At 39.0% G+C, this 15,480-nt stretch carries 13 protein-coding genes; 1 reads left to right on the top strand and 12 read right to left on the bottom strand.

The features are described 5' to 3' along the window. Window positions 1-210 precede the first annotated feature (210 nt). Complete coding sequence (locus tag QZU45_RS00975; protein WP_295350501.1) at window positions 211-702, bottom strand: regulatory protein RecX; 492 nt, start codon at window positions 700-702, stop codon at window positions 211-213. Window positions 703-715: 13 nt separating this feature from the next. Continuing rightward, entirely contained in the window at window positions 716-1,885 is a 1,170-nt protein-coding gene (gene recA / locus QZU45_RS00970) for a recombinase RecA (protein ID WP_074841224.1), read from the bottom strand. 344 nt (window positions 1,886-2,229) lie between these two features. On the opposite strand from recA, the gene mutS reads away from it, so the two are divergent. Next, complete coding sequence (gene mutS, locus QZU45_RS00965; RefSeq protein WP_295350498.1) at window positions 2,230-4,812, top strand: DNA mismatch repair protein MutS; 2,583 nt, start codon at window positions 2,230-2,232, stop codon at window positions 4,810-4,812. Between the two features lie 45 nt (window positions 4,813-4,857). Here the strand turns inward: mutS and QZU45_RS00960 are convergent, their stop codons facing one another. The 10 genes from QZU45_RS00960 to recO form a co-directional block, all read right to left on the bottom strand. Continuing rightward, on the bottom strand, window positions 4,858-5,826 hold the full coding sequence (locus QZU45_RS00960; RefSeq protein ID WP_074841819.1) for a sigma-70 family RNA polymerase sigma factor: 969 nt from the start codon (window positions 5,824-5,826) through the stop codon (window positions 4,858-4,860). Window positions 5,827-5,975: 149 nt separating this feature from the next. Continuing rightward, the gene (locus QZU45_RS00955; protein WP_295350494.1) at window positions 5,976-7,136 is read right to left on the bottom strand and encodes a peptidoglycan DD-metalloendopeptidase family protein; all 1,161 of its coding nucleotides are present in this window, start codon (window positions 7,134-7,136) and stop codon (window positions 5,976-5,978) included. A 69-nt stretch (window positions 7,137-7,205) separates the two neighbouring features. Next, window positions 7,206-7,826: a VTT domain-containing protein gene (locus QZU45_RS00950; RefSeq protein ID WP_295350491.1), complete on the bottom strand. Its 621-nt coding sequence runs from the start codon at window positions 7,824-7,826 to the stop codon at window positions 7,206-7,208. A 49-nt stretch (window positions 7,827-7,875) separates the two neighbouring features. After that, on the bottom strand, window positions 7,876-8,361 hold the full coding sequence (ispF, locus tag QZU45_RS00945; RefSeq protein WP_295350488.1) for a 2-C-methyl-D-erythritol 2,4-cyclodiphosphate synthase: 486 nt from the start codon (window positions 8,359-8,361) through the stop codon (window positions 7,876-7,878). Continuing rightward, window positions 8,354-9,040: a 2-C-methyl-D-erythritol 4-phosphate cytidylyltransferase gene (gene ispD, locus QZU45_RS00940; protein ID WP_295350485.1), complete on the bottom strand. Its 687-nt coding sequence runs from the start codon at window positions 9,038-9,040 to the stop codon at window positions 8,354-8,356. Before ispD ends, ispF begins: the two co-directional genes overlap by 8 nt. Before the next feature lie 10 nt (window positions 9,041-9,050). Beyond that, window positions 9,051-9,347 (bottom strand): septum formation initiator family protein, encoded by a 297-nt coding sequence (locus QZU45_RS00935; RefSeq protein WP_074841816.1) that lies wholly within the window; start codon window positions 9,345-9,347, stop codon window positions 9,051-9,053. 11 nt (window positions 9,348-9,358) lie between these two features. Then, the gene (locus QZU45_RS00930) at window positions 9,359-10,996 is read right to left on the bottom strand and encodes a CTP synthase (protein WP_295350481.1); all 1,638 of its coding nucleotides are present in this window, start codon (window positions 10,994-10,996) and stop codon (window positions 9,359-9,361) included. 145 nt (window positions 10,997-11,141) lie between these two features. Then, complete coding sequence (gene relA / locus QZU45_RS00925; RefSeq protein ID WP_295350479.1) at window positions 11,142-13,406, bottom strand: GTP diphosphokinase; 2,265 nt, start codon at window positions 13,404-13,406, stop codon at window positions 11,142-11,144. Window positions 13,407-13,418: 12 nt separating this feature from the next. Next, window positions 13,419-14,768 (bottom strand): 23S rRNA (uracil(1939)-C(5))-methyltransferase RlmD, encoded by a 1,350-nt coding sequence (gene rlmD, locus QZU45_RS00920; RefSeq protein WP_295350475.1) that lies wholly within the window; start codon window positions 14,766-14,768, stop codon window positions 13,419-13,421. After that, window positions 14,768-15,478, bottom strand: coding sequence for a DNA repair protein RecO (gene recO, locus QZU45_RS00915; RefSeq protein WP_294998317.1), 711 nt, complete (start codon window positions 15,476-15,478; stop codon window positions 14,768-14,770). Before recO ends, rlmD begins: the two co-directional genes overlap by 1 nt. Window positions 15,479-15,480: the final 2 nt, after the last annotated feature.

Below are 15,480 nucleotides of genomic sequence, written 5' to 3'. Positions count from 1 at the left end.
TAGAACGAACAATTGTATGTCCGTGCTCTTCAAAGAATTTCAAATACGCATCACGTATCTGATCAGTTGTCATGTACATTTATATTGGATCCTAAAATTGTAAATTTAAACAGTGATGAATTATACATGGTTTTGACGCACAGATCGCATTACTTTAAAGATTCAGGCAGAAAAAAAACACTAGAAAAAGCAGGAAAGAATAAATTTCTCTTACAGATCAAAAGAAGAGCCAAGATACTCTTCCATAGCATTAGTACATAAGGAGTTTGAAAATCCCCTTCTGGCAAGAGCAGCAAGATATTTCTGCTTATCTTCAAAGGAAAGATTAGCTTTTTGCGGGATTTTTTTTGAAAGAAAAGCTACAGCTACAGAATTCCAGTCAGTATCTCTAAGGAACTCATCATATAATGAGGAGTTAATCCCCTTCTTTTTTGCTTCCATAACAAATCGTAATGGGCCGTAACACTGACTGATTATATGTCTATGAAGCATTTCTATATAACGACTTTCAGAAAGCCAATCATTTTCTACACACTTTTTTACAGCTGCTTTAGCCGCATCAGTGGTATAACGAAGACATAGTTTCTGATAAAGCTCAAGTTTTGAATATTCCCTTCTGGATAAAAAACGCAACGCTGCATTAGTTGCCAATGCAGCGTCTGATTCCTTAACCTTCTTTTTTGAATAAAAAGTGTTATTCAAAATTAAATGTTTCCTATAAATCTTCAGGGATTGGAGTAATTAAATCCTCTTCTGAGACTTCATCTCCAAGATCTCCCAGAGAATCAGTCTGCTCCTCTTCTGCTGAACCAATGGAAGCAGTATCGCCATAGTCATTGTTGTTCTTGTAGAACTCTCTGATCTTAGCTTCAATCTCATCTGCCACCTGAGGATTCTCATCAAGATACTTCATGCAGTTGACTTTACCCTGACCGATCTTGGTTCCATTATATGAGAACCATGCTCCAGTCTTGTTTATAATCTTGGCATTAACACCAAGATCAATCAGTTCACCGTTCTTGGCAATACCATAGTTAAACAGAATCTGGAAGACAGCTGTCTTAAATGGAGGTGCCACTTTGTTTTTGACCACCTTAACCTTGGTCTCGTTTCCAATAGCCTCTTCCTTGTCTTTCAGAACATTGGACTTTCTGATATCAAGTCTTACAGAAGCGTAGTACTTTAGGGCATTACCACCGGTTGTGGTTTCTGGGTTGCCAAACATTACACCAATCTTCATTCTCAGCTGGTTAATGAACACAACCATACAGTTTGCCTGTTTAACAATACCAGTCAGCTTTCTTAAGGCCTGAGACATTAGTCTAGCCTGAAGACCAACATGGTTGTCACCCATTTCACCTTCAATTTCTGCCTTAGGAACAAGAGCTGCCACAGAGTCAATTACAACAACATCCACACCACCGGAACGAACAAGAGTCTCGCAAATCTCAAGAGCCTGTTCACCAGTGTCAGGCTGCGAAATAAACACATCTTCAACCTTTACACCAAGTCTTTTTGCATAAATAGGATCAAGAGCATGTTCAGCATCAATAAAAGCGCAGACCTTACCTTTTTTCTGAGCCTGAGCTATCAGCTCCAGAGTCAGAGTAGTCTTACCTGAAGATTCAGGGCCGTAAATCTCAATAATACGTCCCATTGGCAGACCGCCGATTCCAAGAGCAATATCCAGCGATAGAGAACCAGTTGAGATTGCTTCAGTATCAACAAGTTCATTCTGGCCAAGACGCATAATCGCACCTTTACCGAACTGACGTTCAATCTGCTCCATTGCAGCTTCTAAAGCTTTCTGTTTTTTAGGATCTTTTGTAATATTGGCTACTAACTTTGATGATGAGCCTGTGCTGGATGATTTTGCAGCTGCCATAATTTTGTTCCTCGTTTCTAAATACTATAAATATAATAATTAGGTTAGTTATGATTGTCAATATATAGATAAATATATTTTTTATTAGTTATTTCCAAAGCACAAAAAACTTTAAAATTGAAAAAAAATCTTTTCTTTTCAGATACACAATACCAATTTCCCCTCTTTTATTTAATTGACAAAAAGCGTAAATGCTATGCAGATGCAAAAATGATAGAATACGTTGCACAAAATAACGGCTTCAACTCCATGTATTAAGACATAACTGTATAAATATACACAGAATTATTTATATTAGAATTGGACAGAAGCAAATAAAAACATTCACTGAAATTGGAACTCAAATGGAAGAAAATAATAAGAATGTAACCCCAATGATGCGTCAGTATCTGGAAATAAAAGCAAATTACCCTGATACTCTGGTTTTATACAGATTGGGCGATTTTTATGAACTCTTCTATGATGATGCAAAGAAAATAGCCAAACTGCTGGATCTAACCCTCACCCGCAGAGGAACCAACAATGGTGAACCGATTCCAATGGCAGGCGTTCCATTTCATGCTGTAGATAATTACATTGCCAGACTAATCAAACTTGGAGAATCCTGCGTTATCTGTGAACAGGTCGGCACACCAGGGAATCAGAAGACCATGGTTCGCAAGGTATCAAAGATCATTACTCCAGGAACAGTAACCGATGAAGGTATTGCTCCTGACGGAACAGACAATCTTATTGCATGTGTATTCAAGGGTAAGAGATATTACGGTTTTGCCTATCTGTCATTAAGTTCAGGAACATTTAAGACAGCAGTCTGTGCCAATGAAAAAGAACTGATGCTTTATCTTGATAAGGTCTCTCCTATTGAAATCGTGTACCCTGAGAATTTCAAGGATATGTTTTTATTCCAGGACATCAGTTCAAAAAAAGCACTGGCTCCATGGAATTTTGATCTTCAGAACTGCTATAAGCTTTTATGTAAACAGTTTGAAACCAACAGTCTGTTCGGCTTTGATATTGAAAATCTAGAAGAAGGAATCTGTGCAGCAGGAGCTCTTCTGAATTATGTAAAACAGACTCAGAACGTGTCAATTGAACATATCAAGCAGATCAGCAGAGATGATAACAGTTCATTTGTTATTCTTGATAAATGCGCCCAGAGAAATCTTGAATTATTGTGTAACCTCAAAGGAGAACATTACGGTTCTCTACTGTCTGTTCTTGATAATACCTCAACTCCTATGGGACAGAGACTTATCAGAAAAATGATCATTGAGCCTCTGCGCAATAATAATGAAATCAATCATAGACTTGATCTGGTTTCCGCCCTGATGAACTCTGATAAGGATGGAATCAAGGCAATACTGAACAATATCGGAGATATAGAAAGAATTATCGCCCGTATTGGTCTGTCTTCCTCAAGACCAAAGGATATGGCTGTTTTAAGGGATTCATTAAAAATGATACCTTCCTTAAAACAGAGTCTAATTCAGTCAAACCAGGAAATCCTTTTAGATTTTAACGAACAGATTGATGCACTGAGAGACGTAGCTGATTTACTGACTAACTCTATTCTCGACAATCCATCCACATTTCTTCGAGACGGAGACGTTATTGCAAACGGATACAACCAGGAACTGGATGAACTAAGAGAACTTATGAACGGTTCTGAAATGCTGCTTGCCAAGATTGAGGAAGAGGAGAAGCAGAAGACTGGTATTGCAACTCTGAAGGTAAACTTCAACTCAGTTCACGGTTTCTATATTGAAGTATCCAAGGCTCAGGCAGACAAGGTCCCAGCAACCTACATCAGAAGACAAACTCTCAAGAACAATGAAAGATATATAACACCAGAGCTAAAAGCACTGGAGGAAAAAGCATTAAGCGCCAAAGAAAGAGCCTTAGTTTTAGAAGCAGAACTATTCAATGATCTCATCAGAAAACTGCAGCAACAACTCCCTCGTCTAATCAGTCTTTCTTCAAAGCTGTCTATCTTTGATGTACTTATTGGCTTTGCTGATTTGGCAGAGAGAAGGAATTACGTCAGACCAATCTTAAGTGATCAGCACATAATCAAAATAGACAACGGAAGACATCCTGTTATCGAAACTCTTACTGATTCCCCTTTCGTCTCCAATTCTATCTGTCTGGATAAAAAACAGATGCTTGTTATTACCGGTCCAAACATGGGTGGAAAATCTACCTATATGAGACAGACTGCGCTTATTTCCATTATGGCAAGACTTGGTTCATATGTACCTGCTACCTATGCAGAGATTGGAAATATTGATCGTATCTTCACCAGAATTGGTGCTTCAGACGATCTATCATCCGGACGTTCTACCTTTATGGTTGAAATGGAAGAAGCCTCATCAATCATTAATAACGCAACAGCAAACAGTCTGGTTTTAATGGATGAGATTGGACGAGGAACCTCAACCTATGAAGGAAGTGCTCTTGCCTTGTCTATTGCAGAGTACATGTGTGCCAACGTTAAGAGTTTTACCCTGTTTTCAACTCACTATCCTGAGATCGCCTCTCTGGCAGATACCTACGATAACATTGAAAACATCTGTTTTAAAGCAAAAGAGTTTGAAGGAAAGATTGTCTTTATGTATCAGGCCAATAAAGGCTCTCAGAACTACTCATATGCAATTGAAGTAGGAAATCTTGCAGGCTTGCCTTCGGGTGTTATTTCTAAAGCAAAATCCTATATCAACACAATGAAAAAGCACTCTTCAATCAAAGAAGATATCACTGTTAAAGAAAGCAAGACTGTAAATAATAAACAGGCCGAGGCCGTAGAAAAGGTCATTTACAAAGAAAAAGACAGTGAAGTTGAAAATAGAATAAAGGAAATAGATTTGAATTCTATAACTCCGATTGAGGCCCTTAATATTCTTAACGAATTAAAAGGAAAGCTTCAGTAAGACCGACTAAAAATATTCCGCCATCAGGCGGAATATCTGTTTTTTTTAGTTTAGATTCTGCATTCCCAGGGAATTTTTATCAATTCCGTAGTTTTCAAAGGTCTTACGCAAGGATTTTAAAACCTCACTCTGAATCTGACGAACGCGCTCACGGGTCAGACCAATCTTCTTTCCAACCTCTTCAAGAGTAAGAACATCTTCATCATTCAAACCAAAACGGTAAAGAACAACCATCTGCTGCTTCTCTGGAAGCTCATTAAACCAGGCTCTTACAATCTCAACCACTTCTTTTTGATCGACATGTTCAAATGGAGAAACAAGTTTAGTATCAGGAACAACATCCAGAAGAGAAACTTCCTTGTCATCATCTGAACCGCGAACACTTACATCAAGAGGACTGGTACCTTCAAGTAAGGATAACAGATTTCTTACAGTTTCAGGATCCTTGCCTGTTTCTTCAGCAATCTGCTGAATTGAAACAGGCTTCTGAATATCTTCTTCCTGAAGCTGACGTTTAACCTTGAGAATAATATTGATTTCTTTAATAACATGTACTGGCAGGCGAACAAGTCTGGACTGACACATAATTGCCTGTTCGATACTCTGGCGGATCCACCAGGTAGCGTATGTTGAGAATCTGAAACCTCTGTCAGGATCAAATTTCTGTACAGCATGAATCAGACCAAGGTTTCCTTCCTCAATCAGATCAAGAAGAGGAACACCTCTTGCTCGGTAATTTTTGGCAATCTTAACTACCAGACGAAGATTTGACGTTATCATTAGATCAATCGATCTTCTGTCGCCGTCTCTTGCCTTGCGTCCAATTTCCGACTCTTCCTCTGAAGATAACAGAGGATAGCGACGAATTGAACTAAAGTAGTTTGATAACAGATCTACATTTTCACGCGAAGATGAAGTCTTGCCTCCCTTATATGGAGATACCTCTTTATCCAAAGTATCAGGAATATCGTGGAATTCGGAGCTTAGCTCCTCGGATTCATTTATATTGTTCATGAGATACCCTTAACATTTGTTGCTTGTTGTTATAATTTTATTAAGCAAAATTCATGCAAATTTTGCAACTATAAAAAAGTATAATTTCGCAGTTCTTCAAACTCCGCATTGCAAAAATGCGAATAGTATCTTGTTTTTTTATGTAGTTTTTATTTTGGTAAATAGTTTCGAGGGTTTACAGAATTACCCTTGTAACGTATCTCAAAATGAAGCATCACACGTGAGGCATCGGTTGAGCCCATCTTGGCAATAACCTGTCCTCGCTTAACATTCTGACCTTCTTTAACCAGAAGCATATCATTGTGCGCATAAGCAGACAGGAACTCGTTATTATGATTAATAATCACAAGATTTCCGTAACCTCTAAGCGCATTTCCTGAATATACAACCTGTCCAGCTGCAGCAGCGTTGATGTTCTGCCCTCTAGAACCAGCAATATCAATACCCTTGTTAGAGGAAGAGAAGTTTCTGATTACAGTTCCTTTGGCAGGCCACATCCACGACACACCAGATACAGATGCCGTCTTTCCAGATACTATCCTTACAGGAGCAGCTTCATTTATCGCAGCAGGAGCCATGTTTTCAGACTGAACCTGAGCTACTGAGGTAGAAGTCTTATTTTCAGAACCTGCTACAGGCACAAGTTTTGGATTGGTCTGAGCAGAGGCAATTGATTTTGAAGTATCTAAATTAAGTTTCTGTCCAACCTCAAGAGAATAAGGTTTCTTCAGCTGATTTGCTTTAACTAGCTGAGAGAGAGTCAAGCCATGTTTCTTTGCAACGGATACCGCTGTATCTCCATTTTTAACAATATAAATCTTCTGATTATTTGCGACCGGGGCTACAGTAGTAGTTTTTGAATTCAGATGAATAATCTGTCCCACACTGATATTGTACGGAACGTCAATATTATTTTTCTGAGCAAGTTCTCTGTAATCTTTTCCATACCGGAAAGCGATAGAGTAAAGAGTATCACCAGGCTTAACCTGATAGGTCTCATCATTAAGATTTACAGTCCTGGTATTGTAGGAACCTGCATCTGGAATGTATGGTTTTGCCTGTTTAACATTGCCGGAACTGTTTACATTTCCTCCAGAGGAAGAAACAACCTCAGAGTACGGTCTTACAACTCCCGCCTGATTTGTTGATGAGGAGGGGGAATAGACCCTCTGAGACTTGACATTCGAGCTGACATGAACAGGTTGAGCGTATTCAACTTCAGCTATCTTTTTTGGCTTGCTTTGATGATTAGTGCAGGCCGTAGCCAGCACTGCACTTAAAAGAAAAAGAGTTAATTTATTATTCTTCATATCTTTACATGCAATCTGTGTATTTATAAATATTCTTACACAAATTCACGAAAAAATATAAAAATTTTTTTAAATTAGGATCTTATACGCAACAAAAATCACAATTAAGAATACACAGAACCAGCCGATTCTATCGATATATTTGCGGATTAAGTGCTCCATCTTATCTCCACCGATAAGAATAATAATCGCCTCAAGGAAGAATCTTAAACCACGACCCACGAAAGAAACGAGAATAAAGGAGAATATACCTAAAGCTCCGGCAGAGCCTTCATCCGCATAACGCTGAGCAGCACATAAACCTGCGGTTATAGCAATTACTTTATATGGGATTGGAGTGAAAGCTCCTACAAAAACAAACAGAATGCCATAGGTTGTCAGGTACTCAGCCGCTTTAGCTGCACTCTTCTGATAGTGCATAATCCTTATGAAATCACTGATATAAGGATCATATAAGTAATATCCAAGATAATAGCCGACTACAGCCCCAAGAACAGAGAACAGTACAGTCAGAAATGCATAGTAAAGAGATTTTCTACGCTGATAAACGCACATAGGAACCAGCATAACATCAGCAGGAACCGGCCAGAAAATTGATTCAAAAAAAGAATTTGCACACATGATAGGTGTTGCAAATCTATGATAGGAAAGCTTTTCAAAGATGTTAAATAGAGATGTAAAAATTTTCATAGGCAAATAAACTCTCATTTCATAATTGAGAGGCTTTTTCTCCGTTTAATTAAGGATTCTGTTTTTTTACAAGTAAAACAACGGATTCTGCTGCTATACCTTCTTTTCTTCCAGTAAAGCCAAGTTTTTCCGTAGTTGTTGCTTTGATACTTACATGAGATATGTCAATATTTAAATCTGCAGCCACATTCTCTCTCATTGCAGGTTCGTATGCAGCCATCTTAGGAGCCTGAGCAAGAATAGTTGTATCAACATTATTAACAACATATCCTAACTCATGAACCTTAGCTACAACTTGTCTTAAAAGAATTCTGCTGTCTATATTCAGATACTTATCATCATTATCAGGAAAAAAATGACCGATATCTCCCAGACTTAATGCGCCTAATAAGGCATCAGAGATTGCATGAAGAACAACATCTCCGTCAGAATGAGCAAGAAGCCCCTGTTCATAAGGAACCTTAACACCACCCAGAACACAAGGGCCCTGACCGCCAAATTTATGAACATCAAATCCATGACCGATTCTAAACATTATCCTGTCCTTCCATTAGTCTTCGAGCCATTGCTAGATCTTCTGGAGTTGTAAGTTTAATATTGTCAGCTCTTCCCTCTACAATATCAACTGGATAGCCTAAAAGCTCTACTGCACTGGCATCATCTGTTATTGAAATATCAGACTCAACTGCATGATTCAATGCTTTTTTTAATATATCTGTTTTAAAAAGCTGAGGTGTGTACGCCCTAAATATTGATTCACGAGGAACCGTTTTTATTATTCTTCCATTATCAACCTGCTTTAAGGTATCAGCAGATCTGCAGGCTAAAATTGCACCAATTTCAGATGAATTTACCTTACTGCACAGTGCATTAAGATCATCTAAGTGAACAAAAGGTCTTGCTGCATCATGAACCATGACCCACGAAGTCTGAACATGCTCCAGACATAAACGCACTGTATCGGAACGTTCCTTTCCTCCTTCCGCTCTGATGATTCTAGGATTTTCGGATAAGGCAAGCTCATTGAAGTACTCGTCTTCCCGGCTTACACCAATAATAATATTGTTAACAGAAGGACATCTGAAAATAGCATCAACCGTAAGCTCAAGAACAGTCTTTTTTCCTATAAGAGCATACTGCTTGGGGATATCCAGATGCATTCTTTTCCCGACGCCAGCGGCTGGGAGCACAACATCGATTTTAGTGCTTTCCATAAAAAGCATCCTATTTGGAAGGAGAAGGCTTATCTTCTTTTTCGATTACACGGTAAAAGGTTTCATCCTGTTTTACCATGCCTAATTCGGAGCGGGCAAGCTCTTCGACAACTCTATTTCCCTGTTTTAAATCGGAAATTTCGTCCTCTAGAGCTTGATTTCGTCTCTGAAGGCGCTCAGTATGAGACGATGCGGCCTTCAGTTTCTGTTCAGTTTCTCGATACTGCAGTATTCCATTACGCCCACTGTAAGTCTGCCATCCAAGGACAGCAATAATAGCTAAAAGAATAACTGCAAATATCTTCATAAAACTAAACTCTAGTGTTTATCCTGGTATTCTTTAGCGGCCTTGATGAAACCGGAGAATAGAGGATGTCCCTTTCTTGGATTTGAAGTGAATTCAGGGTGGAACTGAACTCCAATAAACCAAGGATGCTCTGGATTTTCGATGATCTCAACCAGCTTATTGTCAGTTGAAAGACCTGCAACCTTTAATCCTGCATCAGTAATTTTCTTGATTAAAGTATTGTTAACTTCGTATCTGTGACGATGACGCTCAACAATATCGTCTGAACCGTAAAGTTCACGAACCTTTGAGCCTGCCTGCAGATGACATAGCTGACCGCCAAGTCTCATGGTACCACCAAGGTCAGATTTATCAGTACGTTTTTCAATCTTGCCTGACTCATCCTTCCACTCTGTAATCAGAGCTACAACTGGATACTTGGTCTCAGGATCAAATTCTGTTGAATTTGCATTCTTAAGTCCGGCAACATTTCTTGCGTACTCGATTAAAGCTACCTGCATACCCAAACAGATTCCTAAATATGGAACATTGTTCTCACGAGCATACTTGGCAGCAAGAATCTTGCCTTCAACACCGCGTTTACCGAAACCACCTGGTACAAGGATTGCGTCCAGACCTTCTAAAACAGAAATTCCCTTTACCTCAACGTCCTCAGAATCAATGTAACGGATATTTACATGTAGACGATTCTTAAGTCCACCGTGCTTTAATGCTTCATTTACAGACTTGTAGGCATCATGTAACTCTACATACTTACCAACCATACCAATGGTAACTTCACCAGTGGTATTAGCCTGCTGGTACAGAACCTGCTCCCAATCAGAAAGATCTGCTTCCTTACAATCTAAACGGAAACGATCAACAACTAACTGATCCAGGCCCTGACTCTTTAATAATGCAGGGATCTTGTAGATTGAGTCTACGTCTTTCATGTTGATTACAGCGTTCTCTTTTACATTACAGAACATTGCAATCTTGTGACGCTCGTTAGCAGGAATACCATTTTCAGAACGGCATACAAGTACATCTGGCTGAATACCGATTGATAATAATTCCTTTACTGAATGCTGTGTTGGCTTAGTCTTAACTTCACCTGAGGTTGGCAGATAAGGAACAAGAGTTAAATGCATGAATAAAGCATTTTCTCTACCAATGTCAACAGCCAGCTGACGGATAGCCTCTAGGAATGGAAGAGATTCGATATCACCTACTGTTCCGCCAATTTCAACTAGAGTAACATCATTACCTTCACATCCTGCAAGGATCTTCTCCTTAATTGCATTTGTAATGTGAGGAATAACCTGAATAGTTGCGCCTAAGTAATCACCGCGACGCTCTTTTCTGATTACATCTGAATAAATACGACCGGTTGTGAAATTATTCTTTTTTGACATTCTTGCGTTAATAAAACGCTCGTAATGACCAAGATCAAGATCGGTTTCTGCACCGTCCTCAGTAACAAACACCTCACCGTGCTGAATAGGACTCATAGTACCAGGATCAACATTGATATAAGGATCCAGTTTCATTATGGTGACTTTTAGACCGCGAGCTTCGAGAACAGCTGCAAGAGATGCACCGGCAATGCCCTTACCAAGTGAAGAAACAACACCGCCAGTTACGAAAATAATCTTAGGAGAAGAAGACATAAAAACTCCGATTTAGTTTAACTTCAAACAGGAGATTATATCACACCAATTACAATCTTGACGAATGTGATCAGCGTTGCAAAAGTTTCCTATTTTATCCTATTGATTTTATTTATGATTAATAAAGTTTTGAGTTTTCAGTATGTTAGACTCTCTGTGCTGAAATAACTCTAGTAAGATCATTAAGTTTTGCCAGAGTCCTGTTAAGCACAGGGATACTTACAACCAGAAGATCTACATCAACCAGACAGACATTCTTTGCTGAATCGACGTGAGATTTTATTCCCAGAACATTCATCTTTTCGTTGGCAATAACAGTAGTAATATCGCGAAGGAAACCGGAATAATCCTCGCTTACAATTCTTACCGTTACAGTATAGCCGCTGTCAATATTAACGTTGCTGCCCCAGGTTGCATCTACAACTCTCTCAGGAAACAGTTCCTGCATTCTTCTGAATTTTTCACAGTCACATCTGTGAATAGAAATTCCTCTTCCCTGAGTAACAAAGCCGACAATCTCATCTCCAGGAATAGGCTGACAGCATTTGGCCATATGGGTCATAATATCACCCACACCTTCAACTATAATGCCGCTCTTGGTTTTGTTTTTCTTTAGAAGCTCATCATTCTGGCGTTTGTTTATGAGATCTTCGATAAGCTCGTTTGAATCGACAACTTCATCTTTATTCTTTTCAATATTCGCAGAAATGATACCAATGATGATATTAACTCCAATATCACCGGCACCAACATTTGCAAAGATGTCATCTACAGACTTCAGATTAAATCTTGAAAGCTTAAGCTTAAGAATAGAGTTAACCTGCTCCTTGCTGATATCAATTCCCTGCTTAACTAGTTCCTTTTCAATAAGACCAGCACCAAGCTCTTTATTTCTGTCAAAATCAAGTTTTCTGAAATAGGACTGAACCTTGTTTCTAGCTTTTGCTGTTTTCAGGAAGCCATTTTCAGAGTTGATCCAATCTCTTGAAGGATTAGGATTTTTAGAGGTAATAATTTCAACCTGTTCACCTGTTTTAAGCTTATAGGTATATGGAACAATTCTTCCATCCACCTTGGCACCGATACAGCAGTGACCAACCATGGTGTGAACGTGGTAGGCAAAATCCAGCGGAGTTGCTCCTGTTGGGAGGTCAATAACTTCACCATTAGGTGTAAATATGTAGACTCGATCTTCAAAAACCTGATTCTTAAATTCTTCCTCAAGAGCTCCGGATTTAATCAGATCATCTCTCCATGAAAGAAGTTTTCTCAGCCAGTTAATTCGCTCCTCAACGCCCTGACTCTGGCCATTTCCTTCTTTATATTTCCAGTGAGCTGCCACTCCAAGTTCTGCAGAGTTATGCATACTCTTTGTTCTGATCTGGATTTCAACAACCTTGTGACCTTCGCCATAAACAACAGTATGAATGGACTGATATCCGTTTGGTTTAGGATTAGCAATGTAATCATCAAACTCTTTTGCAATGTGCTCAAAATTTGAATGAATTACACCTAAAGCCGCATAACACTCTTCTATTGAAGAGACAAGAACTCTGACAGCTCGGACATCGTACAGTTCAGAGAATTTAAGATGTTTTTTCTGCATCTTTTTCCAGATACTGTAGATATGCTTTGGTCTTCCGTATACAGAGGCTTCTATACCTTCATTCTTCAGCAGAGAGGATAAAGAAGAAACGAAGTTTTCAATGTACTTTTCCCTGTCAACTCTTCTCTCGCCCAAATCAGAAGCAATTTCCTTGTAGGTATCAGGATGCAGGAATCTGAATGCAAGATCCTCAAGTTCCCACTTTAGCTGGCCGATGCCAAGTCGGTTGGCAAGAGGAGCATATACATTTGAGACTTCCTTGGCGATAAGATACCTTGATTCTGGAGACTCCTCCTTTGCGGCGCGAATAACAGCAATTCGTTCTGCAAGCTTGATTACAACTGCTCTAACGTCCTTAACCATTGCAAGCAGCATACGACGGACTCTATCCACCTGTTCTTCAGTTGCATTGGAACTTGTTAAAGTCTGTAGAGAACGAATAGCCTCCATATCCTTTACGGCAAGAAGCAGAGTGGTAATTTTTGGACCAAACTCTTCTCTGATGTCATCAAGCTTTATGAAACCACTTTCATAAGCAGGATAAAGAATTGAAACCTCAAGGGAAGGAAGATCCATGTTGAGGGTCATCAGAATTCCTACGATTTCTGATGAAATATGATTAAATCTCGCCACCAGATCATCAGGATTAACGAAGTCTTCTTCAACTTCGGTCTTTCTTATACAGCGCAGAACAAACTCATTGGTTTTTGAAATAGCATCCTTGTATTCGGCAGAAAGCTCCAACGCCTCCACCCACTTAGCAAAATCAAAACTTGCATTATGAGTCTGTCTGATTGCAACCATATAAAAACCTTACTACAAAGTAAATTCGAGAACCATCTCAACATGGGTAGTGCGAGGAAACATATCGCATACTCCCCACTGTTTAATTTTATAACCTGACTTTATCAGCTCAATAGTATCACGTGACGCAGCAAGAGGGTTACATGAAATGTAAACTATTTTTTTCACCTTTTTCTTTGCCAGGAAAAGAGTTGCCCTTTTAGCGCCTTCTCTGCCGGGATCAAGAACTACGGCATCATAGTCAGCCTTAGCCCATTTCTGATTTTCAAACAGCTCCTCAAGATCAGCTACTTCAAACTTCACATTTTCTAGATTTTGCTCTTTAGCGTTGGCTCTAGCATCCTCGATCATCTTGGCAACAATATCAACGCCAATAACATTTGCTCCTTCCTTAGCCAGAGGCATGGCAAAATTGCCCAGGCCACAGAATAAATCCATAACAGATGTATTCTTGTCAGGAGCAATCATTCCAATCACTGTCTCAAGCAGCTTGTCGTTAATCTTTTTATTGACCTGTACAAAAGAAGATGGATTACATTTGATTTTTACACCGTGGGAAATGATGAAAAGATCATCGATACTGCCACAGATAAATCTTTCTCTTAAAGACTCCTTCTTCTTGATTTCTAAAGGATTTCTATATGGTTCAACAATTGAAATCACTGCATTAAGCTCTTTGCCTGCACTCTCAAGTACTGATACATCATGCTCGTCTACAGTTGCAGAAAAACGAACCAGAATTCCTAATGCACCATCTGAATCAAGCAGTTCCAAATGTCCAAGCTTATTTTTCAGATTCAAGGAATTAATTGCCTTATTCAGAGGTTCTATGGCATTATTCATTCTTTCTGATAAAGTCAGACAATTTTTTATCTTAACCAAATCATGAGATTTCTCTTCGCGGAATCCCAGATAAAGCTTTCCGTGATCACCTCGAATAGCAAATCTGCAGGCACGTCTATAGCGCAGTTCATCGGCTCTGTGGACAAATGAGGCCTCTCCAATATCAAGGCTTAATGCCTTTTTAAACAGCTTTCTGATCCCGGCGATCTTTGCCTCAATAAGCATCTCAACAGGAACATGCTGCATCTGACAGCCACCACACTGTCCAATTAGAGTACAGTCCTTTTCTCTTCTGTTTACAGAAGGTTTAATAATTTTTGTAATCTTTCCCTGATGGATCTTTCCTTTTGAGTTTTCAGAGAGAACATTTGCAGTATCTCCAGGCATTAATCCTGGCACAAAATAGACATTATCTCCGTCTCTGGCAACGCCTCTTCCCTGAAGATCAAGATCGGAGCATTCAACCTTAACAGCTTTTTTTACAGTTTCTTTTTTTACAGGTTTATAAAATGTAACCATTATTTCACCATCAGAAATTGAGAATACAAAGCTCTGCTTTTTAGTGTTCTTCCATTCAGAAGGGAATCCACAATAACCTTGAACAGTTTTTTTAAAGCAATTCTTGTATTGCGCTCAGAAAAATCTCTATTCTTTATACAAATTAGATCTTTTCCTGAAAATAACAAATTATCTACATCACTACTTTCTATAAAGCCATTTTTCGGTAAATAGATGTAAAACGAATCAGATTTGAAACTCTCTCCATTTATGGTTTCATAATCAGGAGCATAACCAAGACTTTCAATAAGAATCTCTTCAAAATTTCTCAGAATCATGAATTCATCCTCGTCTTTTTCCAGACGCTCAAGAGCATCCAAATAAGCAGCAAAAAGATGTGGTTCAGGATCCTGAGGAATGGTCAGATAATACAAAAGTTCATTTAGATAGATTGCACTGAATATCTTTGGAGGAACTATATTAAAGCTCTGACGCTGAATAATGGCATCTGACAGTTGCCATAAAGAGCTTCTTCCCTGTCTTAAATATAGTTTCAGTGGAATAAAAGGCTGATAAACTCCCATTGAACGGGAAGCGCTGGACTTTGAAACTCTTGCCACAGCACTGATTCTGCCATAATTAAGAGTATACAGATCAAGAAGCAGACTCTTCTCTTTAAAAGGTCTGCTGTGAATTATAAATCCGGCTTCAGAATCAGCTACCAAAGGCATAA

Source organism: uncultured Succinivibrio sp. (genome assembly GCF_902756765.1).
Classification (GTDB): Bacteria; Pseudomonadota; Gammaproteobacteria; order Enterobacterales; family Succinivibrionaceae; genus Succinivibrio.
The sequence above is the reverse complement of the archived record's forward strand: the minus strand, read 5'-3'. Positions and strand labels throughout refer to the sequence as shown.